This is a genomic window from Cupriavidus sp. 86D6, assembly GCF_057815095.1.
On record NZ_JBYPSB010000002.1, the window covers coordinates 37,494 to 58,648 of the forward strand.

A 21,155-nucleotide genomic window follows, 5' to 3' on the forward strand; every position below is an offset into this window, starting at 1 on the left:
TCGAGGGTTTTCTCCCCTCTCCCGCCGGCGGGAGAGGGGCGGGGGAGAGGGCGGGCCGTCCCAGATGCGACGGATCGGCAAGCAGAACCTCAAGGCCCTCTCCCCCAACCCCTCTCCCATTGCATGGGAGAGGGGAGCCAGAAGGCAGCGGGCGGTACGTCGCCCGCTAGACCAGATCCCCCGGCAGGTCGATATCCCGGAACGCACCGTCGTCCTCGGTCAGGATGCGCGTGACCGGATGCGACTTCAGCAGCGCGCGCGCGCCTTCGTCGCCATCGAGCTTCAGCAGTTCGTCTTTCCAGGCCGCGCCAAAACCCACGGGGTGGCCGCGCTGCCCGTCGCGCCACGGCGCGGCAATGGTGTCGCGCGATGTGATCGTGAGGGCCACCGCGCGCACCAGTTCCATCGACAGCCAGGGCATGTCGGCCAGGGCCACCACCCAGCCGCGCGCATCGGCGCAGGCTGCCACGCCCGCGCGCAGTGCCGCGCCCATGCCGGCTTCGGCTTCGGGGGCCTCGATCACCTTGCAGCCGCCGCGGCGCAATTCCTCGGCCAGGTCCGGCATGCCGGGGCGCACCACGGCAATCGAGTTGGGCAGACCGGCCGCCAGCGTGCGCGCACTGCGCCACGCCACGGTACGGCCATCGGGCAGCTTTTCGAGCAGCTTGTTGCGCAGGCCGGCGGGATCGAAACGCCGGCCGAAGCCGGCGGCCAGCAGGATGCCGGTCGGCAGGTCGGTCTGCGTCAGCGGGGCACGGGCGGGTTTGCTCATGGCTGTGCGGCGGAAACGCCGCCGGGCAGGATCGGGCACTCGGCCTCGCCGGCCGCGATTTCGCGGGCGGCCTTGGCGCCTTCCACCTGGAGGATGTCGGGCAGCGATACGTGGTTCTTGGCGGCCACCACCTCGGCCAGGATCGAGATCGCGATCTCGGGCGGCGTGCGGCTGCCGATATAGATGCCCACCGGCCCGTGCAGCCGGGCCAGCTGCTGATCGGTCAGGTCGAATTCCTTGAGCCGCTCGCGCCGCGCCTGGTTGTTGCGGCGCGAACCCAGCGCGCCCACGTAGAACGCGGGAGTGCGCAGGGCCTCCATCAGCGCCAGGTCGTCCAGCTTCGGGTCGTGCGTCAGCGCGATCACCGCGCAGCGTTCGTCGAGCTGCATCGCCTCGACGGTGTCGTCGGGCATCGTGCGCACCATCGTGACGCCGGGGATGTCCCAGGTCTCGGTGTATTCCTCGCGCGGGTCGCAGACGGTGACCTGGAAGCCCAGGCCGACGGCGATCTGGCACAGGTACTTTGACAGCTGGCCCGCGCCGATCACCAGCATGCGATAGCGGGGCCCGTGGATGGTCACCAGCGTCTGGCCGTCGAACGCCAGGCCGTCGGTCGCCAAGGCGTGGCCCAGCGTGGCGCGGCCGGTGGCCATGTCCAGCGATCGCGCCACCAGCCGGCCGCCTTCCACTGCCTGCAGCAGTTCGGCAAGGCCGCTGTGGGGTGCCAGCGGTTCGGCTACCAGTTCGATGGTGCCGCCGCAGGGCAGGCCGAAGCGATGGGCTTCCTCGGCGCTGATGCCGTACTTCATGGCTTCGGGGCGCGTGGCCCGGATGCCTTCCTTGTGTACGCGATAAATGATGTCGTCCTCGATGCATCCGCCCGAGACCGAGCCGACCACCAGGCCGTCGTCGCGCACCGCCAGCATCGCGCCTTCAGGCCGGGGCGACGAGCCCCATGTCCTGACCACCGTCACCAGCAACACGCCGTGTCCTTCCTGCTGCCACTTCACGCTGCTTTTCAGGACTTCGAGATCCACGCTGTCCATGATCGTTTCCGCTGCTTCGTCTGTTCCTCGCCGCCGTCGCCGTTGCCAGCCCCGGCGGCCCCGTTGCTCTGGGTGTTGTCGTTGTTGTCACTGTCCGGCGCGTCATCGTCGCCGGGGCTGGCGCCCACGGCCTCGGTGAAGCGCGCGAAAAACGCATCGGCCATCTTGCGCGCGGCGGCATCCACCAGCCGCGAGCCGATCTGGGCGATCTTGCCACCCACCTGCGCCTGCACCGCATACGTCAGCAGTGTCTCGTCGCCTTCGGGCGTCAGCGTGACCTTGGCGGACCCCTTGCCGAAGCCAGCCGCCCCGCCCTGTCCGTCGAACTGGATCGTGTAGCTGTCCGGCGCCTGGATGTCCTGCAAAGCCATGCGTCCCTTGAAGCGCGCCTTGACTGGCCCCACGGCTGCGGTCAGCGCAAGCTGGTAGGCGTTTTCGCCATCGGGCTCGATGCTCTCACATCCGGGAATACATTGCTTGAGCAGGGCGATGTCGTTCAGCGCCTCCCATGCCACCTGTTGCGGCACGGGCAGGCGCTGGGTCTGGTTCATTTCCATGGCGGATTTCCTTGTCGGGGGGCGGTTGGTCTGTCCGGTGGCCGGCCGGTGTCCGCCAGCAGCGTTTCCAGTGCCAGCAGGCTGTCGAGGTTGTGCGCCGGGCGCAGTGCGTCCACATGCGGCAGGATGGCCTGGATGCCGCGCGCCTGGGGCGTGAATGCCGCGTAGCGCAGCAGCGGATTGAGCCATACGATGCGGTGCGCGAAGCGCCGCAGCCGGGCCATTTCCCGTTCCAGCAGGTCGATGTGTTCCAGGTCGATGCCGTCGCTGACGAACAGCACGGTGGCGCGCCCGCTCAGCGTGCGCCGTGCCCACTGCCGGTTGAAGGCGGCCAGCGCGGCGCCGATGCGGGTGCCGCCGGCCCAGTCGCGCACCTGTTCGGTGATCAGCGCCACGGCGTCGTCGGGGTCGCGTTCGCGCAGCGCCCGGGTGACGTTGGTCAGCCGCGTGCCGAACAGGAACACGTGCATGCGTTCGCGGGACTGCATCAGCGCATGGCAGAAGTACAGCACCGCGCGCGAGTACTGGCTCATCGAGCCCGAGATGTCGAGCAGCAGCACCACGGGCGGCTTGCGCTCGGCCTGTTTGCGGTATTTCCAGCGCAGCCATTCGCCATGCTGGCGCACGGCCAGCCGCGCGCTGGCGCGCAGGTCGGCATGGGTGCCGCAGGCGGCGGCCCGCAGCCGGCGCGTGCGTTGCAGTGCCAGATGGGCGCGGCGCGTGCGCACCAGATGCTGCAGCGCCCGCCATTCGTCGGCCGACAGCGTTTCGAAGTCGCGGCTGGCCAGCCGCTCGCGGCCGGAAAAGGTCAGCGGCGCCGTGAAGCGTTCCTCGCGCATCGGCGGGGCGGGCTGGGCGGCGGCCGGCTGGCGCGCCGCCAGCGCATCGGCCAGGCGATTGCTGCGTTTGGGCGGCGGCGCGCCGGCATCCACGCGCGGCAGCAGCATCGCGCGCAGCTTGCCTTCCCAGTCGGGATCGCGCCAGAACAGGTCGAAGGCGGCATCGAACAGCGGCCGCTGGTCGGGCCCGGACAGCATCAGCGCGGCCAGCGCGGCACGGACTTCGCTGCGCGCGCCGATGTCGATGTGGCGCAAGGCTTCCAGCGCATCGACGGCATGGGCGGGCGACAGGCCAAAGCCGGCATCGCGCAGCAGCCGCGTGAAATGGGTGACGTTGCGTGCCAGCATCGGCAAGGCGACGGGGCGGGGCGCCATGTCGGGCGGCATATCAGGCGGCCGGGGCGGCGCCGGCCAGCAGTTCTGCGATGGTCGGGCCATCGGCGCGCGCCAGGTCGTCCTGGTACTTGAGCAGCACGCCCAGCGTGTCGCGTACCGACTGCGGATCGAGTTCGGTCACGCCCAGCGCGGCCAGCGCGCGGCACCAGTCGATGGCTTCGGCAATGCCGGGTGCCTTGAACAGGTCGATGCCGCGCAGTCGGTGGATGAAGTCCACCGCCTGGTGCTGCAGCGCCGCCGCGGCTTCGGGCGCGCGGGCGGCCACGATCTGCAGTTCGCGGTCGCGGCCCGGGTAGCCCATCCACTGGTACAGGCAGCGGCGCTTGAGCGCGTCGTGTACCTCGCGGGTGCGGTTCGACGTGATGACGATCAGCGGCGGGCGCTCGGCGCGGATCACGCCGATCTCGGGGATCGATACCTGATACTCGGACAGCACTTCGAGCAGGAACGCCTCGAACGGCTCGTCGGCGCGGTCGATCTCGTCGATCAGCAGCACGCGCGGCACATCGGGCCGGGCAGGGTCCGGCAGCAGCGATTCGAGCAGCGGCCGCTTGAGCAGGTAGTCGTCGTGGTAGAGCGATTGCTGCTCGGGCCGCTCGCCGCGCGCTTCGGCCAGGCGCAGCGCCATGATCTGGCGTGGGTAGTCCCACTCGTAGAGCGCGCTGGCGGCATCGAGCCCCTCATAGCACTGCAGCCGCAGCAGCCGCGTGCCGAGCATGCCGGCCATGGCCTGCGCCAGCGCCGTCTTGCCCACGCCGGGCTCGCCCTCCAGGAACAGCGGCCGCTGCATGCGCAGGGCCAGGTACAGCACGGTGGCGGCTTCGCGATCGGCGAAGTACTGCTGGGCTTCGAGCTGGGTCAGGGTCTGGTCGATGGAGGTCGGGAGCATTGTCACGGCAGCAAACGGGTTAACGAAGCCAGTTCAACGAAGCCAGTTCAACGAAGCCGACGGTTGTTTAACAGCCACCGCCGCAAGCCACGCCCAGGTGGACGCAGATCGTAGTGTCTCGGCTCCCTCTCCCCTCATGGGGAGAGGGCAGGGGAGAGGGGTGGTACAGCAAGCGGCCACATCCAGCGAAGCCGTCGGTGTGGTCCAGCATGGTGGCGCCTGATATGCCGTGCCCTCTCCCCCGACCCCTCTCCCGCCTTGCGGGAGAGGGGAGCAAACCAACGCGGCGGGCGAAGCCGTCGGTGTGATCCAGCATGGTGATGCCTGACATGCCGTGCCCTCTCCCCCGGCCCCTCTCCCGCCTGCGGGAGAGGGGAGCAAACCAACGCGGCGGGCGAAGCCGTCGGTGTGGTCCAGCATGGTGGCGCCTGATATGCCGTGCCCTCTCCCCCGGCCCCTCTCCCGCCTGCGGGAGAGGGGAGCAAACCCACTCCGCAGGCGACACTATCCCTTCAGCGCTTGCTCCACCGCCCGGGCCGTCAGCACCGGAATCAGGTGCGCGCGGTACTCGGGCGAGGCATGCAGGTCGCCGTTGAGGCCGGATGGATCGACCTTCACCGCGCGTGCCGCGGCCACGGTGAAGCTGGCCGTCAGCGCCTGCTCCAGCGCCGGGGCGCGGAACACGCTGTCGGCCGCGCCGGTCACGGCCACGCGTACGGCCTGGCCGGTGCGCGACACCATCACGCCCACCAGCGCAAAGCGCGACGCCGGGTTGCGGAACTTGACGTATGCAGCGCGATCGGGCACGGGGAACCGTACGGCCGTGATCAGCTCGTCAGGCGCCAGCGCGGTCTCGTAGAGGCCCTTGAAGAAGTCGTCGGCGGCAATGCTGCGGCGGTCGGTGACGACGGTGGCGTTCAGGCCGAGCACTGCCGCCGGGTAGTCGGCGGCGGGATCGTCGTTGGCCAGCGATCCGCCGATCGTGCCCATCGCGCGCACCTGGCGGTCGCCGATGCCGAACGCCAGCGCGGCCAGCGCCGGGATGCGGCGCATGACCTCGGCGTTGGCGGCCACGTCGGCGTGGCGCGCGGCGGCGCCGACCACCAGTTCGTTGCCCTGCACCGTGATGTCGGCGATGCCCGGTATGCGTGTCACGTCGACCAGTGTCGACGGGGCCGCCAGGCGCAGTTTCATGGCCGCCAGCAGGCTTTGGCCGCCGGCCAGGAACTTGGCCTCGCCATCGGCCTTGAGCCTGGCTACGGCGGCGCCGGCGTCCGTGGCGCGTTCATACTGGAATGCGTACATGGTCGTCTCCTCCGTTATGCGGCGCTGCCCTGGGCAGCCTGGATGGCCTGCCACACGCGATGCGGCGTGGCGGGCATCTGCACGTCGCGCACGCCCAGCGGCGATAGCGCGTCGACCAGCGCGTTGATGAACGCCGGCGGTGACCCGATGGCACCGGCCTCGCCGCAGCCCTTCACGCCCAGCGGGTTGTGCGTGCAGGGCGTGCCGCTGGCGGTTTCCACCGTGAAATCGGGCAGGTCGGCGGCGCGCGGCATGGCGTAGTCCATATAGGAGCCGGTCAGCAACTGGCCGCTGTCGGGGTCGTAGATGCACTGTTCCAGCATGGCCTGGCCCAGCCCCTGGCCGATGCCGCCGTGTACCTGGCCCTCGACGATCATCGGATTGATGACGTTGCCGAAGTCGTCCACCGCCGTGAACTTGACGACGTGCGACTCGCCCGTGTCGGGATCGACCTCGACCTCGCAGATATAGGCGCCCGACGGATACGTGAAGTTGGTCGGGTCGTAGAACGCGTTTTCGTTCAGGCCCGGCTCGAGCTTGTCCAGCGGGTAGTTGTGCGGCACGTAGGCGGTCAGCGCCACCTCGCCGAAGGTCTTGGTGCGATCGGTGCCCGCTACGCGGAACACGCCGTCCTGGAAATCGATGTCGGCGTCGGAGGCCTCCAGCAGGTGCGCGGCAATCTTCTTGGCCTTGGCCTCGATCTTGTCCAGCGCCTTCATGATGGCCGATCCGCCCACGGCCAGCGACCGCGAGCCGTAGGTGCCCATGCCGAACGGCACGCGGCCGGTGTCGCCATGCACGATCTCCACGGCATCCATCGCAATGCCGAGCCGGTCTGCCACGATCTGCGCGAAGGTGGTCTCGTGGCCCTGCCCGTGGCTGTGCGACCCGGTGAACACGGTCACCGTGCCGGTCGGGTGGACGCGGATCTCGCCGACTTCAAACAGGCCCGCACGCGCGCCAAGCGCCCCGGCGATGTTCGAGGGGGCCAGCCCGCAGGCCTCGATGTAGCAGGAATAGCCAAGCCCGCGCAGCTTGCCGCGCTGCTTTGCGGCGTCGCGGCGCGCCGGGAAGCCGGCCACGTCGGCCAGTTCCTGGGCCCGCGCCAGGCAGGGTTCGTAGTCGCCGGTGTCGTAGGTCAGGCCCACGGGCGTGGCGTACGGGAAGGTGCGGATGAAGTTCTTGCGGCGCAGCGTGGCGGGGTCGGTGCCGGTCTCGCGCGCGGCGGCTTCGACCAGGCGCTCCACCACGTAGGTGGCTTCGGGCCGGCCCGCGCCGCGATAGGCATCGACGGGCGACGTGTTGGTGAACACCGCCTGCACCTCGGCGTAGATGGCCGGGGTGGCGTACTGGCCGGCCAGCAGCGTGGCGTAGAGGATCGTCGGCACGCTGCTGGCGAACGTGGACAGGTACGCGCCCATGTTGGCCACCGTGTGCACGCGCATGGCCAGGAACTTGCCATCGGCATCGAGCGCCAGTTCGGCCCTGGTCACGTGGTCCCGGCCGTGTGCGTCGGTCAGGAACGATTCCGACCGCTCTGCCGTCCACTTGACCGGGCGGCCGACCTTCTTCGACGCCCAGGTCAGCGCCACGTCCTCCGGATACAGGAAGATCTTCGAGCCAAAGCCGCCGCCCACGTCGGGCGCGATGATGCGCAGGCGCGATTCGGGCAGCCCCAGCACGAAGGCGCCCATCAGCAGCCGTTCCACGTGCGGGTTCTGGTTGGACACGTAGACCGTGTAGCTGTCGTCCTGGCGGGTGTAGCTGGCGTTGACCGCGCGCGGCTCGATGGCGTTCGGGATCAGCCGGTTGTTGACGATCTCCAGCGTGGTCACATGGGCAGCCCTGGCGAACGCGGCATCGGTGGCGGCGCGGTCGCCGTGGCCCCAGGTGTAGCAGGTGTTGGCCGGCACGTCGTCGTGGACCAGCGTGGTTGCCGCGGCGGCATCGGCCGGGTTGACCACGGCGGGCAGCTCGTCGTAATCGACCACGACCTGCTCGGCTGCATCGCGTGCCTGCTGCAGCGACTCGGCGATGACCAGCGCCACCTGGTCGCCCACGTGGCGGACCTTGCCGTGCGCCAGGGCGGGGTGGGGCGGCTCTTTCATCGGCGAGCCATCGATGCTGTGGATCAGCCAGCCGCAGGGCAGGCCGCCCACCTTGTCGCCTGCCATGTCGTCGCCGGTCAGCACGGCGATCACGCCGGGCGACGCCAGGGCTTGCGCCGTGTCGATGGACTGGATGCGCGCATGCGCGTGCGGCGAGCGTACGAAGTAGCCGTAGCTCTGGTGCGCCAGCGTGACGTCGTCGGTGTACTGGCCATTGCCGGTCAGGAAGCGGTAGTCCTCCTTGCGGCGCACGGGCGTGCCGATGAACGGGTGCTTTTCGGGTGCGTTCATGACGGGCCTCCCTTATTCGGCGCTGACCGTGGCGCGGTCGCCCTGCATGGCGGCCTGCCCCTGCTGCACCGCACGCACGATGTTGTGGTAGCCGGTGCAGCGGCACAGATTGCCTTCGAGCTGCTCGCGGATGGCCTGGGCATCGGCATGCGGCTGCTGCTGAAGCAGCGACGTGGCCGCCATCACCATGCCGGGCGTGCAGAAGCCGCATTGCAGGCCGTGGCATTCGCGGAACGCCTGCTGCATCGGATGCATCTCGCCGTTGGCCGCCAGACCTTCGATGGTGGTCACGCTGGCCCCGTCCGCCTGGACTGCCAGCATGTTGCAGGACTTCACGGCACGGCCGTCCAGGTGGACGGTGCAGGCGCCGCACTGGGCGGTGTCGCAGCCCACGTGGGTGCCGGTCAGGCGAAGCTGCTCGCGCAGGAACTGGACCAGAAGGGTATTGGGTTCGACCTGCGCGTCAACGGGCTTGCCGTTGACCGTCAGGCGGATCGGAATCGCCATGCTTGTCTCCATGTGGGGTGGTGCGCGCATGGCCAGCTCCGCCGATCCCCGAATGAAAGACTGCGCGGGACGGGCCACGACGCGGTACTGCCGCTTGGTTGAGACGGCTATTTCGTGATATTGGTGCTGCCGGGTTTGCCCGGTCTTGCGGCGGAATGAACGATCCGCCGCCACAGGCTCTAAAAGTAAATCACAAAACCTTCGGTGCTGCCATGCGGGTTCCCCTGCCCTGAGCGGCCTGTCCAACGTCCCCACGCATGGAAGCCTTCATCGACTGGCTGTTCGAGACCGTAGCCCTGCCCAAGGTCGGGCTGCCGGCCATTTTCGTGGTCAGCCTGGTGTCGGCCACGCTGCTGCCGCTGGGGTCGGAGCCCGCCGTCTTCGGCTACGTGAAGCTCAATCCGGGCATGTTCTGGCCGGCGATTCTGGTGGCAACGGCCGGCAACACGCTGGGCGGCGCCATCGACTGGTGGCTCGGGTACGCCGCCAAGCTGGCGGTGGTGCGCTACCGCCAGCGGCGCCAGCACCACGAGCATGAGCGCGAACATGCCGAGCACCGCAAACACCCTCGCAAGCGGCACAAGCCCCGGCTGGACGCCAGATATTTCCGATGGATGCGCCGTTACGGGCCGCCGACGATGCTGTTGTCGTGGCTGCCCGGCATTGGTGATCCATTGTGCACTTTGGCCGGCTGGCTGCGGCTGCCGTTCTGGCGCAGCCTGTCCTATATGGCGATCGGCAAGTTCCTGCGCTACCTGGCCATGACGGCCAGCCTGCTCTGGATTCCCAACTCTTTCTGGCACGGCGTGGGCGAGGCGATCCGGCAGTGGTTCTAGGCGGGGCCGGGCAGGCGCCGGGAAATGCCCGAAATGCGCAAAATTGCATGCAATCGATGCCGATCCCGGACACTTTCAGGGGTTATTCCCCCAAAACGGGCTTGCTGCGGTGCGGCGAAACTGGGCGTTGCAGTACAATCGCCCTTTAATGACGAAAATCGCGCACCGTCCCCGTGCGCAGCTTCGAAGCGGTCCCGCCCATGAACGCCCCACTCGTGCTCGATGCCAAGCTCGCCACGCAGGACGCCCCGCCGCGCCTGCGTGAGATCCCCTATAACTACACGTCGTTTTCGGATCGCGAGATTGTCATCCGTCTGCTGGGCGAAGAAGCCTGGCGCATCCTCGACGAACTGCGCGGCGAACGCCGTACCGGCCGGTCGGCCCGCATGCTCTACGAGGTGCTGGGCGATATCTGGGTGGTCCGCCGCAATCCCTACCTGCAGGACGACCTGCTGGAAAATCCCAAGCGCCGCCAGATGCTGGTCAGCGCGCTGCACCACCGCCTGAACGAAATCGAGAAGCGCCGCGCCGCCGATCGTGCCGAGCACGCCGAGCCCGCCGCGGAAGACCGTTCTCACCGCGTGGAGCAGCTGGTCGCGTTCGCCAAGCAGGCGATCGAGTCGTTCCAGCAGGAATTCGCCGACGCCTACGCGCTGCGCAAGCGCACCCAGCGCGTGCTGGGCAAGGTGACCCAGAAGGACAACATCAAGTTCGACGGCCTGTCGCGCGTGTCGCACGTGACCGACGCCACCGACTGGCGCGTGGAATACCCGTTCGTGGTGCTGACCCCGGACACCGAGGAAGAAATCGCCGGCCTGGTGAAGGGCTGCTTCGAGCTGGGCCTGACCATCATTCCGCGCGGGGGCGGCACCGGCTACACCGGCGGCGCCGTGCCGCTGACGCCGTTCTCGGCCGTCATCAACACCGAAAAGCTGGAACAGCTGGACGCGGTGGAGATGTCCGACCTGCCCAACGTGCCGCACAAGGTGGCGACGATCTTCTCGGGCGCCGGCGTGGTGACGCGCCGCGTGGCCGATGCCGCCGACCGCGCCGGCCTGGTGTTCGCGGTGGACCCGACGTCGATCGATGCATCGTGCATCGGCGGCAACGTGGCGATGAACGCGGGCGGCAAGAAGGCCGTGCTGTGGGGCACGGCGCTGGACAACCTGGCGTGGTGGCGCATGGTCGATCCCGAGGGCAACTGGCTCGAGATCACCCGCATGGACCACAACCTGGGCAAGATCCACGACGTGCCGGTGGCCACGTTCGAGCTGAAGTGGTCGGACGGCAACCGCCGCCCCGGCGAGAAGGTGCTGCGCACCGAGACGCTGGCCATCGAAGGCCGCAAGTTCCGCAAGGAAGGCCTGGGCAAGGATGTCACCGACAAGTTCCTGGCCGGCCTGCCCGGCGTGCAGAAGGAAGGCTGCGACGGCATCATCACCAGCGCGCGCTGGATCTTGCACCGCATGCCGAAGCACATCCGCACGGTCTGCCTGGAGTTCTTCGGCCAGCCGCGCGACGCCATTCCCAGCATCGTCGAGATCAAGGATTTCCTCGATGCCGAGTCCCGGCGCGAGGGCGGCGCCATCCTGGCGGGCCTGGAGCATCTGGACGAACGCTATCTGCGCGCGGTCGGCTACGCCACCAAGAGCAAGCGCAATGCCTTCCCGAAGATGGTGCTGATCGGCGATATCGTCGGTGACGACGAAGACGCCGTGGCGCGCGCCACCTCGGAAGTGATCCGCATGGCCAACGGCAAGAGCGGCGAAGGCTTTATCGCCGTGAGCCCCGAGGCCCGCAAGAAGTTCTGGCTCGATCGCTCGCGCACCGCCGCCATCGCGCGCCACACCAACGCCTTCAAGATCAACGAGGACGTGGTGATTCCGCTGCCCCGCATGGGCGAGTACACGGACGGCATCGAGCGCATCAACATCGAACTGTCGACCAAGAACAAGCTCAAGCTGCTGGACGAGCTGGAAGCATTCTTCGCGCGCGGCAACCTGCCGCTGGGCCGCAGCGACGACGCCAACGAGATTCCGAGCGCCGAACTGCTGGAAGACCGCGTGCAGCATGCGCTGACGCTGCTGCGCGAGATCCGCGCGCGCTGGCGCTATCTGCAGGATCACCTCGATACGCCGCTGCAGACCGCCCGCGCATCGCTGATTGGCCACGGCCTGGGCCTGCTGGGCCCGGCCTTCGAGCAGCGCCTGCAGACACAGCCGGACGCCACGGTGTTCCACCTGATGCAGGACCGCACGATCCGCGTGAGCTGGAAGCACGAGATCCGCGCCGAACTGCGCAAGATCTTCAACGGCGGCGAATTCAAGCCGATCCTGGACGAGGCGCAGAAGATCCACAAGCAGGTGCTGCGCGGCCGCGTGTTCGTGGCGCTGCACATGCACGCCGGCGACGGCAACGTCCACACCAACATCCCCGTCAACTCGGACGACTACGACATGCTGCAGGACGCGCACCGCGCGGTGGCCCGCATCATGGACCTGGCGCGTTCGCTGGACGGCGTGATTTCGGGCGAGCACGGCATCGGCATCACCAAGCTCGAATTCCTGACCGAGGAAGAGATCGGGGAATTCCGCGCCTACAAGCAGCGCGTGGACCCGCAGGGCCGCTTCAACAAGGGCAAGCTGCTGCCGGGCGCCGACCTGCGCAATGCGTACACGCCGTCGTTCGGCCTGATGGGACATGAGTCCATCATCATGCAGCAGAGCGACATCGGCGCCATTGCCGACAGCGTCAAGGACTGCCTGCGCTGTGGCAAGTGCAAGCCGGTGTGCGCCACGCACGTGCCGCGCGCCAACCTGCTGTACAGCCCGCGCAACAAGATCCTGGCCACGTCGCTGCTGGTGGAGGCGTTCCTGTACGAGGAACAGACGCGCCGCGGCGTGTCGATCAAGCATTGGGACGAGTTCTCGGACGTGGCCGACCACTGCACCGTCTGCCACAAGTGCGTGACGCCTTGCCCGGTCAAGATCGACTTCGGCGACGTGTCGATGAACATGCGCAACCTGCTGCGCAAGATGGGCCAGAAGAAGTTCAACCCGGGCACCGCCGCGTCGATGTTCTTCCTGAACGCGACCAATCCGCAGACCATCAACATGACCCGCGCGGCCATGATCGGCTGGGGCTACAAGGCGCAGCGCCTGGGCAACGAGGTGCTCAAGAAGTTCGCGAAGAAGCAGACCCAGCATCCGCCCGCCACGGTTGGCAAGCCGCCGGTGCAGGAGCAGGTGATCCACTTCATCAACAAGAAGATGCCGGGCAACCTGCCCAAGAAGACGGCGCGCGCGCTGCTCGATATCGAAGACAACGAGATCGTGCCGATCATCCGCAACCCGAAGACGACCACGGCCGAGACCGAAGCCGTGTTCTACTTCCCGGGCTGCGGGTCGGAGCGCCTGTTCTCGCAGGTGGGGCTGGCCACGCAGGCCATGCTGTGGCACGTGGGCGTGCAGACCGTGCTGCCGCCGGGTTACCTGTGCTGCGGCTATCCGCAGCGCGGCGCCGGCCAGTATGACCGCGCCGAAAAGATGGTCAGCGACAACCGCGTGCTGTTCCACCGCGTGGCCAATACGCTGAACTACCTCGACATCAAGACCGTGGTGGTCAGCTGCGGCACGTGCTACGACCAGCTGGCCGGGTATGAGTTCGACAAGATCTTCCCGGGCTGCCGCATCATCGACATCCACGAGTATCTGCTGGAGAAGGGCGTCAAGCTGGAAGGCGTGACGGGTACGCGCTACATGTACCACGACCCCTGCCACACCCCGATCAAGACGATGGACCCGACCAGGCTGGTGAACGACCTCATGGGCGGCAACGAGGGCGGCGGCAAGATCGAGAAGAACGAGCGTTGTTGCGGGGAATCGGGCACGCTGGCCGTGACGCGCCCGGATGTGTCGACGCAGATCCGTTTCCGCAAGGAAGAGGAGATGCGCAAGGGTGCGGACAAGCTGCGCACCGACGACTTCAACGGCGACGTCAAGATCCTGACCAGCTGCCCGTCGTGCCTGCAGGGCCTGTCGCGGTACAACGAGGATGCATCGGTCACGGCCGATTACATCGTCGTGGAAATGGCCAAGCACCTGCTGGGCGACAACTGGATGCCCGAGTACGTGGCCAGGGCGAACGCGGGTGGTATCGAACGCGTGCTGGTGTAAGCCATTGCCATGAGCCGGGTTCCGAACTGCCCCCTGTGCGAAGCCGATGGCGGCGAGCTGGCCTGGATGGGCGGCCGCGCGCGCGTGATCCTGGTCGAGCGCGACCGCTTTCCGGGGTTCTGCCGCGTGGTCTGGAACGACCATGTGGCGGAGCTGACCGACCTGGACGATGCCGACCAGGCGTGGCTGATGCGGCTGGTGGCACGCGTCGAGCGCGTGGTGCGCGAAGTCATGACACCGGACAAGGTCAACCTGGCCGCGTTCGGCAACATGGTGCCGCACCTGCACTGGCACATCATTCCGCGCTACCGCTGGGACACCCATTTCCCCGAGTCTGTGTGGGCTGCGCCCCAGCGGGCCGCCGATGCCGCGCGCATTGCCGAACTGGGCAGCCGGCTGCCGGCGCTGCGCACGGCACTTTCGATGCTGTCCGATCCGGACTGACGCCGGTGCGGCGTGCGGTCGGCAACCGGCAGCCCGCTGCCGGCGACTTGCGGCCGTTATTGACCGGTTCCGCTGCAATCCTTCCCATCCCCTTGTAAAGTGCCGTAGCAGTCTGGTACGGAACCCGCCCGCCGGGCGGTGCGTCTGACTCCGGTCGAACAACAACATGCCCGCCGGCCTTGCGCGGCGGGCCAACCGCTGGCGCCATGTCATCCACACCGTCGTCCGTTATCGTGCCCGGTCCTGCCGTACCCGCCGAGGCCCTCAAGAACCAGAGCCGGCTGCGCCTGGCCGCCACCTGGGCGCTGATCAAGCCGTACTGGAGCTCGGAAGACCGCAAGGCCGGCCTGGGGCTGCTGACGCTGGTCGTGGCGCTGAACCTGGGCATCGTCTACATCAACGTGCTGCTCAACGAGTGGAACCGCGTGTTCTACAACGCCATCGAGCAGCGCGACTTCGTCTCGTTCAAGGCGCTGCTGCTGCGTTTTTCGTGGATCGCGGCCTGCTTCATCGTGCTGGCGATCTCGCGCCAGTACTACCAGATGATGCTGCAGATGCGCTGGCGCACGTGGATGACGGGCACCTTCATGCAGCGTTGGCTCGGGCACCAGGCCTACTACCGCATCGAGCAGACCCATGCCACAGACAACCCCGACCAGCGGCTGGCCGATGACCTGCGCCAGTTCACCGACGGCGCGCTGACGCTGTCGATGGGGCTGCTCAATTCGGCGGTGACGCTGGTGTCGTTCATCGGCATCCTGTGGGTGGTGTCGGGCCCGATCACGCTGGCGCTGGGCGGCACGGACCTGACGATCCCGGGCTACATGGTCTGGTTTGCCATCGGTTACGCGGTGGTGGGCTCGCTGATTGCCCACTTCGTGGGGCGACCGCTGATCGGCCTGTCGTTCCAGCAGGAACAGTACGAGGCAAACTTCCGTTTCATGCTGGTGCGCCTGCGCGAAAACAGCGAGCCCGTGGCGCTGTATCGCGGCGAGCCGACCGAGCAGGCGGGCCTGCGCGCCCGTTTCGAGCGCATCCGGGCAAACTGGAACCAGCTCATGCGCTACACCCGGCGCCTGACGTTCGTGAACTCGGGTTACGGCCAGTTTGCGATCATCTTCCCGCTGCTGGTGGCCGCGCCGCGCTATTTCTCGGGCAAGCTCACGCTGGGCGGCCTCATGCAGATCAACTCCGCGTTCGGCCAGGTACAGGGCGCGCTGTCCTGGTTCGTCGACAGCTATTCGACGCTGGTGGGCTGGAAGGCCGCCGCCAACCGTCTGATCGATTTCCAGGACGCCATGCGGGTGGCCGAGCGCCAGGACCTGACGCACGAAGGCCCGGGCGATATCGAGGTGGTGCAGTCCGCCAGCCCGGCCGACGGCGATATCTCGATCAGCGGCCTGGCCCTGGCGCTGCCGGTGCGCGGCGGGCTCGGCGTGGACGACGAAGGTGTCGATCCCGACAGCCATCCGGGGCAGCGCCCGCTGGTGGCGCCGTTCTCGCTGTCGATTGCGCCGGGCGAACGCTGGCTGGTGCACGGGCCGTCGGGCTGCGGCAAGAGCGTGCTGTTCCGTGCGCTGGCCGGCATCTGGCCCTATGGCAGCGGCCGTATCACGGTGCCGCACCGGCGCATGCTGTTCCTGCCGCAGCGCAGCTACCTGCCGATCGGCACGCTGGCCGACGCGCTGTCGTACCCCGACGCCGGCAACAGCCATTCGCGCGAGACGCTGGTGGCCGTGCTGCGCAAGGCGCGGCTGGGCATGCTGACGAAGCATCTGGACGTATTCGACAACTGGTCGCTGCGCCTGTCGCCCGGCGAGCAGCAGCGCCTGGCCTTTGCCCGGGCCCTGCTGCAGAAGCCGGATTACCTGTTCCTGGACGAGGCCACCAGCGCGCTGGACGAGGAAACCGAAAGCGCGATGTACCAGCTGATGGTGGACGAACTGCCCGGGGCGGCCATCGTCAGCATCGCGCACCGCAGCACCGTGGCTGCCTTCCATGGCCGGCGCCTGCGCTACGTACCGGTGAACCGGGGCAACGACGAAAGCGGCGGCGGCCCGCGGGATGGGCAAGCCGAGGGGGGTGGAGTAAGCTATCGGGTCGTACAAGACGCATGACGGCGCCGCTGTAACGGCCCTTTTGGGGCCGCCCAGGCTGGCGCCGCGACCATCGACCATGGCAGGCCTCGACAAAGATACTCCTCACCCCACGGCGCTGACCGTCCACACGCAGTCGCGCGTGCTGGAAATCGGCTTCGACAATGGCCGCACCTGGCGGCTGCCATTCGAGTTGCTGCGCGTATACTCGCCGTCCGCCGAAGTCCAGGGCCACGGCCCGGGCCAGGAAACGCTGCAGACCGGCAAGCGCAACGTAGGCGTAGCGGCGGTGGAGCCGGTGGGCAACTATGCGATCCAGATCCGCTTCGACGATGGCCACGACACGGGCATCTACACGTGGGAACTGCTGTACCGCCTGGGCGACCAGCAGGACACGCTGTGGGACGGCTACCTGAAGCGGCTGGAAGCGGCCGGGCTGGACCGCGATGCGCCGATGCCGGCGGCCGGCGGCCACGCATGCGGCCATCATCACTGAATCTAGTACCTGGAGTCTGAGAATGAGCGAAACCCACTTCGGGTTCGACAAGGTCGACGAATCGGAAAAGGCCGGCAAGGTTGCCGGCGTGTTCCACTCGGTGGCCAGCAAATACGACGTGATGAACGACCTGATGTCCGGTGGCATGCACCGCGTCTGGAAGATGTTCACGATCGCCCAGGCCAATGTGCGGCCGGGCCACAAGGTACTGGACATCGCCGGCGGCACGGGCGACCTGGCCAAGGCCTTCGCGAAGCAGGCCGGCCCGAAGGGCGAGGTCTGGCTGACCGATATCAACGAATCCATGCTGCGCGTCGGCCGCGACCGCCTGCTGGACAAGGGCATCGTCACGCCGGTGGCGCTGTGCGACGCCGAAAAGATCCCGTTCCCGGACAACTATTTCGACCTGGTCACGGTCGCCTTCGGCCTGCGCAACATGACGCACAAGGACCGCGCCCTGGCCGAGATGCGCCGTGTGGTCAAGCCGGGCGGCAAGGTGATGGTGCTGGAGTTTTCCAAGGTCTGGAAGCCGCTCGAGAAGTTCTACGACGTCTATTCTTTCAAGGTGCTCCCCTGGCTGGGCGAGCGCGTGGCTGGGGATGCCCCGAGCTATCGCTATCTCGCGGAATCCATCAGAATGCATCCGGACCAGGGTTCACTTGTACGCTTGATGGAACAAGTTGGACTGGAACAAGTCGAATACTTCAACCTGACGGCCGGAGTCGTGGCGCTCCACGTCGGGAGAAAGTACTAATTCGCCATGTTCGGCCGCTAATGGCCGAAAATGACAGGGGAAAAGCTCAAATGTCTTCTTTTCGTGGAAAATTCCTGGCCGCCGCGCTGATCATGACGGTAGCCATGGGGGCCGCACTCGACGCCAATGCGAAACGCCTCGGCGGGTCGCGCAGCGTCGGCAAGCAATCGTCGAACGTGACGCAGCAGCGTCAGGCCACGCCGCCGCAGCAGAATGCGCCGGCCCAGCAGCAGCCCGCGCAGCAGCAGGCTGCGCCGGCGACCGCCGGTGCCGCGGGTGGCGCAGCGGCTGCGGCGCCCAAGCGTAACTGGGGTGGCATGCTCGGCGGCCTGGCGGCTGGGCTGGGCCTGGGCTACCTGCTGTCGCACTTCGGTCTCGGTGGCGCGGCAGCCAGCTTCCTGGCCAACGTGATCATCTTTGCCGTGATCGCGATGCTCGCCCTGTGGCTGTTCCGCAAGTTCCGTGGCGGCTCGGCCCGTACGCAGACGCCGGCCTACGCCGGCATGGGCGGCAACGGCAACAACTCGCCGTTCGGCGGCGCGGCACGCAATGCCGAGCCGACGCTGCGTCAGGCCGAACCGGTGCAGCCGGCCGGCTACAACGGCGCCGCAGCCAACCCGGTCATGGGCGGCGCGGCCGCCGGTGCCGCCGCCGCTGCAGTGCAGCAGCCATGGGGCGTGCCGGCCGACTTCGACACCGAAGCCTTCCTGCGCAACGCCAAGGTACATTACGTGCGCCTCCAGGCTGCCTGGGATGCCGGCAACCTGGACGACATCCGCGAATTCACCACGCCGGAAATGTTTGCCGAGATCAAGATGGACCTGTCCGAGCGCGGCGAGTCCGTCAACAAGACCGACGTTGTCACGCTGGACGCCCAGCTGCTGGGCATCGAGACCACGCCGGTCCAGCATATTGCCAGCGTGCGTTTCTCGGGCATGATCCGCGAGACGGCCGGCGAAGCGGCGCAACCGTTCGGTGAGGTCTGGAACCTTGCCAAGTCGGCGTCCGGCGGCGGCTGGCTGCTGGCTGGCATCCAGCAGGAAGCCTGAGCGGCGCGACCGCCGCCGCATGGATGACATGAAGCGGCGGCCGAGTAGCTTAGAATGGAGGCCCACGTACGCGTGGGCCTTTTTTATTGGGCAGATTGCCCGGAACCGGACGCCATGAACGCCTTGCCGACACCCCTGGCCGCGCCGATCGTCGCCGCACTGAATCACCTGATCGAACAGGAGCCCTGGGCCTGCGGCCTGCTGGCGCCATTTGCCGGCCGTGTCATCCGGTTCGATGCCGCGGCATTCGCGCTGTCCCTGCGGATCACGGACCGGGGCGGCATCGAGCAGGCGGCCGACGCCGATACGCCCGCCGTGACGCTGCGGGTGCCGTTGCAGCAGTGGCCGCTGGTGGTGGCCGACGTGGCCGAGGGCGGCCAGGCTGCCGCCATGCGGCATGTCCGGATCGAAGGCGATGCGGAACTGGCCAATGCGGTGTCGACGCTGGCGCGCAACCTGCGCTGGGACGCGGCCGAAGACCTGTCGCGGGCGCTGCGTGGCGTGATGGGCGGCCCGGTCAGCGACAGCGTGGCCCAGCGCATGGTGGACGGCGCGCGCCAGGTGCATGAAAGCGCCACGCGCGTGGGCCGGGCACTGCTGGACAATGTGACCGAATACCTGCTCGACGAGCAGCCGACCCTCGTGCGCCATGCCGCGCTGGATGGGTTCGGTGCCGACGTGGCGCGTGTGCGGGACGACCTGGCGCGGCTGGAAAAGCGGCTCGAACGCCTGGAACGCACGGGTGGACAGGGGGAGGGGGCTTCGGGCCAGCTTCCGTCGGCCCACCGTTAATCGCCATGTCACTCTTCGCTGCCGCATCGCGCGGCGCCGTCTTTTGAAAATCCCCGCATGACCCGCCTGCTGCGTCTCTGCAAGATTATTTTCGTCATCCTGTACTACGGGCTCGACGAGCTTGTGCTGTCCGGCTTCAAGAGTCGGCGCATCAAGTTCCTGGTGCGCGTGATCACTATCGGCCGCAAGCTCGAACAGCCGCGCGGCGAGCGCCTGCGCCTGGCGCTGACGACCCTGGGGCCGATTTTCGTCAAGTTCGGCCAGGTGCTGTCTACCCGGCGCGACCTGATGCCGCCCGATATCGCCGACGAACTGGCCAAGCTGCAGGACCAGGTGCCGCCGTTCGATTCGGCGGTGGCCGTGAAGATCATCGAGAAGTCGCTGGGCCGGCCGCTGGCGCAGCTGTACGAGAACTTCGAGCACCAGCCAGTGGCCAGCGCGTCGATTGCGCAGGTTCACTTCGCCACGCTGCGCGGCGGCCCGAACCATGGCCGCGAGGTGGCCGTGAAGGTGCTGCGCCCCGGCATGCTGCCCGTGATCGACAGCGACCTGGCGCTGATGCGCGACATGGCCACGTGGCTGGAGCGCGTGTGGGTCGACGGCCGCCGCCTGAAGCCGCGCGAGGTGGTGGCCGAGTTCGACAAGTACCTGCACGACGAACTGGACCTGATGATCGAGGCGGCCAACGCCAGCCAGCTGCGCCGCAACTTTGCCGACAGCGACCTGCTGTGCGTGCCCGAGGTGTACTGGGACTGGTGTACCAGCACCGTCTTCACGATGGAGCGGATGCACGGCATCCCGATCTCGCGCACCGAATCGCTGAAGGCGGCCGGCGTCGACATGCACAAGCTGGCCGAGGAAGGCGTGGAGATCTTCTTCACGCAGGTGTTCCGCGACGGTTTCTTCCATGCCGACATGCACCCGGGCAACATCCTGGTGTCGGTGCAGCCGGAGACCTTCGGCCGGTATATCGCGCTGGACTTCGGCATCGTTGGCGCGCTGTCCGAGTTCGACAAGAACTACCTGGCGCAGAACTTCATTGCCTTCTTCCGCCGCGACTACCACCGGGTGGCACTGCTGCACGTGGAGTCGGGCTGGGTGCCGCCGGAGACACGCGTCGAGGAACTGGAATCGGCGGTGCGCGCCTGCTGCGAGCCGTATTTCGACAAGCCGCTGCGCGAAATCTCGCTGGGCATGGTGCTGATGCGCCTGTTCCAGACGTCACGCCGGTTCAACGTCGAAATCCAGCCACAGCTGGTGCTGCTGCAGAAGACGCTGCTCAATATCGAAGGCCTGGGCCGCCAGCTGGACCCCGATCTGGACCTCTGGAAGACCGCGAAGCCGTTCCTGGAACGCTGGATGTACGAGCAGGTCGGCTGGCAGGGCGCCTGGGAGCGCGTCAAGGTCGAGGCGCCGCAATGGGCCAAGATGCTGCCCGACTTCCCCCGGCTGGCGCACCAGTTCCTGGAGCGCCGTGCGCTGCTGAACAACGGCGAGCAGGAGCGCCTGCTGACCCAGCTGGTGCACGAGCAGCGCCGTACCAACCGCCGGCTTTCCACCGCGCTGATGCTGATGGGCGGCTTCCTGGCGGGCATCGTGATCGTCCAGGCGCTGGCCTGGGCGGGCTACTGGTAAGGCTGCGCCAGATGCCGTGCGCCCCACGCTGCACCGTGCCGGTGCGAGTGTGGGGATTTGACCGCGCCCCGGGGAATTTTTTTCATTCCGGGGGGTCTGCGTCGCTATAATCCGCGTTTTGATTCGGCTACGACCGCCTATGCCCCCTCCCGGGCGCCAGCGGCCCCG

At 67.7% G+C, this 21,155-nt stretch carries 17 protein-coding genes; 9 read left to right on the forward strand and 8 right to left on the reverse strand.

Annotated features, from left to right (window positions below):
* Window positions 1–166 precede the first annotated feature (166 nt).
* From AC3G88_RS05245 to AC3G88_RS05280, 8 genes are all read right to left on the reverse strand, one after another.
* A complete protein-coding gene (locus AC3G88_RS05245; protein ID WP_488770814.1) occupies window positions 167–772 on the reverse strand; it encodes a nucleotidyltransferase family protein in 606 nt (201 codons plus the stop codon).
* Window positions 769–1,818, reverse strand: coding sequence for an XdhC family protein (locus AC3G88_RS05250; protein WP_488770815.1), 1,050 nt, complete (start codon window positions 1,816–1,818; stop codon window positions 769–771). The genes AC3G88_RS05245 and AC3G88_RS05250 overlap by 4 nt, the downstream gene beginning before the upstream one ends.
* Window positions 1,791–2,375, reverse strand: a complete 585-nt coding sequence (locus tag AC3G88_RS05255) for an SRPBCC family protein (protein ID WP_488770816.1) — start codon at window positions 2,373–2,375, stop codon at window positions 1,791–1,793. The genes AC3G88_RS05250 and AC3G88_RS05255 overlap by 28 nt, the downstream gene beginning before the upstream one ends.
* The gene (locus AC3G88_RS05260; protein WP_488770817.1) at window positions 2,366–3,589 is read right to left on the reverse strand and encodes a vWA domain-containing protein; all 1,224 of its coding nucleotides are present in this window, start codon (window positions 3,587–3,589) and stop codon (window positions 2,366–2,368) included. Before AC3G88_RS05260 ends, AC3G88_RS05255 begins: the two co-directional genes overlap by 10 nt.
* Before the next feature lie 13 nt (window positions 3,590–3,602).
* Window positions 3,603–4,499, reverse strand: a complete 897-nt coding sequence (locus AC3G88_RS05265; protein ID WP_488770818.1) for an AAA family ATPase — start codon at window positions 4,497–4,499, stop codon at window positions 3,603–3,605.
* A 504-nt stretch (window positions 4,500–5,003) separates the two neighbouring features.
* A complete protein-coding gene (locus tag AC3G88_RS05270) occupies window positions 5,004–5,804 on the reverse strand; it encodes an FAD binding domain-containing protein (protein WP_488770819.1) in 801 nt (266 codons plus the stop codon).
* 14 nt (window positions 5,805–5,818) lie between these two features.
* Window positions 5,819–8,203, reverse strand: a complete 2,385-nt coding sequence (locus AC3G88_RS05275; RefSeq protein ID WP_488893168.1) for a xanthine dehydrogenase family protein molybdopterin-binding subunit — start codon at window positions 8,201–8,203, stop codon at window positions 5,819–5,821.
* Between the two features lie 12 nt (window positions 8,204–8,215).
* Window positions 8,216–8,710, reverse strand: coding sequence for a (2Fe-2S)-binding protein (locus AC3G88_RS05280; RefSeq protein WP_488770821.1), 495 nt, complete (start codon window positions 8,708–8,710; stop codon window positions 8,216–8,218).
* A gap of 257 nt (window positions 8,711–8,967) precedes the next feature.
* On the opposite strand from AC3G88_RS05280, the gene AC3G88_RS05285 reads away from it, so the two are divergent.
* The 9 genes from AC3G88_RS05285 to ubiB all read left to right on the forward strand — a co-directional run bounded on the left by AC3G88_RS05285 (window position 8,968) and on the right by ubiB (window position 20,987).
* Window positions 8,968–9,546 carry a YqaA family protein gene (locus tag AC3G88_RS05285; RefSeq protein ID WP_488770822.1) on the forward strand — a complete coding sequence of 193 codons (579 nt, stop codon included), beginning with the start codon at window positions 8,968–8,970 and terminating at the stop codon, window positions 9,544–9,546.
* Window positions 9,547–9,746: 200 nt separating this feature from the next.
* Window positions 9,747–13,721, forward strand: coding sequence for a DUF3683 domain-containing protein (locus AC3G88_RS05290; RefSeq protein ID WP_488770823.1), 3,975 nt, complete (start codon window positions 9,747–9,749; stop codon window positions 13,719–13,721).
* 9 nt (window positions 13,722–13,730) lie between these two features.
* Window positions 13,731–14,165 carry an HIT family protein gene (locus AC3G88_RS05295; RefSeq protein WP_488770824.1) on the forward strand — a complete coding sequence of 145 codons (435 nt, stop codon included), beginning with the start codon at window positions 13,731–13,733 and terminating at the stop codon, window positions 14,163–14,165.
* Window positions 14,166–14,371: 206 nt separating this feature from the next.
* A complete protein-coding gene (locus AC3G88_RS05300; protein WP_488770825.1) occupies window positions 14,372–16,282 on the forward strand; it encodes an ABC transporter ATP-binding protein/permease in 1,911 nt (636 codons plus the stop codon).
* A gap of 58 nt (window positions 16,283–16,340) precedes the next feature.
* Entirely contained in the window at window positions 16,341–16,757 is a 417-nt protein-coding gene (locus AC3G88_RS05305; protein ID WP_488770826.1) for a gamma-butyrobetaine hydroxylase family protein, read from the forward strand.
* A 22-nt stretch (window positions 16,758–16,779) separates the two neighbouring features.
* Complete coding sequence (gene ubiE, locus AC3G88_RS05310; RefSeq protein ID WP_153946526.1) at window positions 16,780–17,511, forward strand: bifunctional demethylmenaquinone methyltransferase/2-methoxy-6-polyprenyl-1,4-benzoquinol methylase UbiE; 732 nt, start codon at window positions 16,780–16,782, stop codon at window positions 17,509–17,511.
* A 50-nt stretch (window positions 17,512–17,561) separates the two neighbouring features.
* Window positions 17,562–18,560 carry a Tim44 domain-containing protein gene (locus tag AC3G88_RS05315; RefSeq protein WP_488770828.1) on the forward strand — a complete coding sequence of 333 codons (999 nt, stop codon included), beginning with the start codon at window positions 17,562–17,564 and terminating at the stop codon, window positions 18,558–18,560.
* Window positions 18,561–18,674: 114 nt separating this feature from the next.
* Window positions 18,675–19,352: a ubiquinone biosynthesis accessory factor UbiJ gene (locus AC3G88_RS05320; protein WP_488770829.1), complete on the forward strand. Its 678-nt coding sequence runs from the start codon at window positions 18,675–18,677 to the stop codon at window positions 19,350–19,352.
* Between the two features lie 57 nt (window positions 19,353–19,409).
* Window positions 19,410–20,987 (forward strand): ubiquinone biosynthesis regulatory protein kinase UbiB, encoded by a 1,578-nt coding sequence (gene ubiB / locus AC3G88_RS05325; protein WP_153946529.1) that lies wholly within the window; start codon window positions 19,410–19,412, stop codon window positions 20,985–20,987.
* The last annotated feature ends 168 nt before the right edge of the window (window positions 20,988–21,155 follow it).

What these genes read in the sequence shown, in the direction of transcription:
- AC3G88_RS05245 (WP_488770814.1), bottom strand. Translation starts at nt 772, where the DNA reads ATGAGCAAACCCGCCCGTGCCCCGCTGACGCAGACCGACCTGCCGACC.
- AC3G88_RS05250 (WP_488770815.1), bottom strand. Translation starts at nt 1,818, where the DNA reads ATGGACAGCGTGGATCTCGAAGTCCTGAAAAGCAGCGTGAAGTGGCAG.
- AC3G88_RS05255 (WP_488770816.1), bottom strand. Translation starts at nt 2,375, where the DNA reads ATGGAAATGAACCAGACCCAGCGCCTGCCCGTGCCGCAACAGGTGGCA.
- AC3G88_RS05260 (WP_488770817.1), bottom strand. Translation starts at nt 3,589, where the DNA reads ATGGCGCCCCGCCCCGTCGCCTTGCCGATGCTGGCACGCAACGTCACC.
- AC3G88_RS05265 (WP_488770818.1), bottom strand. Translation starts at nt 4,499, where the DNA reads ATGCTCCCGACCTCCATCGACCAGACCCTGACCCAGCTCGAAGCCCAG.
- AC3G88_RS05270 (WP_488770819.1), bottom strand. Translation starts at nt 5,804, where the DNA reads ATGTACGCATTCCAGTATGAACGCGCCACGGACGCCGGCGCCGCCGTA.
- AC3G88_RS05275 (WP_488893168.1), bottom strand. Translation starts at nt 8,203, where the DNA reads ATGAACGCACCCGAAAAGCACCCGTTCATCGGCACGCCCGTGCGCCGC.
- AC3G88_RS05280 (WP_488770821.1), bottom strand. Translation starts at nt 8,710, where the DNA reads ATGGCGATTCCGATCCGCCTGACGGTCAACGGCAAGCCCGTTGACGCG.
- AC3G88_RS05285 (WP_488770822.1), top strand. Translation starts at nt 8,968, where the DNA reads ATGGAAGCCTTCATCGACTGGCTGTTCGAGACCGTAGCCCTGCCCAAG.
- AC3G88_RS05290 (WP_488770823.1), top strand. Translation starts at nt 9,747, where the DNA reads ATGAACGCCCCACTCGTGCTCGATGCCAAGCTCGCCACGCAGGACGCC.
- AC3G88_RS05295 (WP_488770824.1), top strand. Translation starts at nt 13,731, where the DNA reads ATGAGCCGGGTTCCGAACTGCCCCCTGTGCGAAGCCGATGGCGGCGAG.
- AC3G88_RS05300 (WP_488770825.1), top strand. Translation starts at nt 14,372, where the DNA reads ATGTCATCCACACCGTCGTCCGTTATCGTGCCCGGTCCTGCCGTACCC.
- AC3G88_RS05305 (WP_488770826.1), top strand. Translation starts at nt 16,341, where the DNA reads ATGGCAGGCCTCGACAAAGATACTCCTCACCCCACGGCGCTGACCGTC.
- ubiE (WP_153946526.1), top strand. Translation starts at nt 16,780, where the DNA reads ATGAGCGAAACCCACTTCGGGTTCGACAAGGTCGACGAATCGGAAAAG.
- AC3G88_RS05315 (WP_488770828.1), top strand. Translation starts at nt 17,562, where the DNA reads ATGTCTTCTTTTCGTGGAAAATTCCTGGCCGCCGCGCTGATCATGACG.
- AC3G88_RS05320 (WP_488770829.1), top strand. Translation starts at nt 18,675, where the DNA reads ATGAACGCCTTGCCGACACCCCTGGCCGCGCCGATCGTCGCCGCACTG.
- ubiB (WP_153946529.1), top strand. Translation starts at nt 19,410, where the DNA reads ATGACCCGCCTGCTGCGTCTCTGCAAGATTATTTTCGTCATCCTGTAC.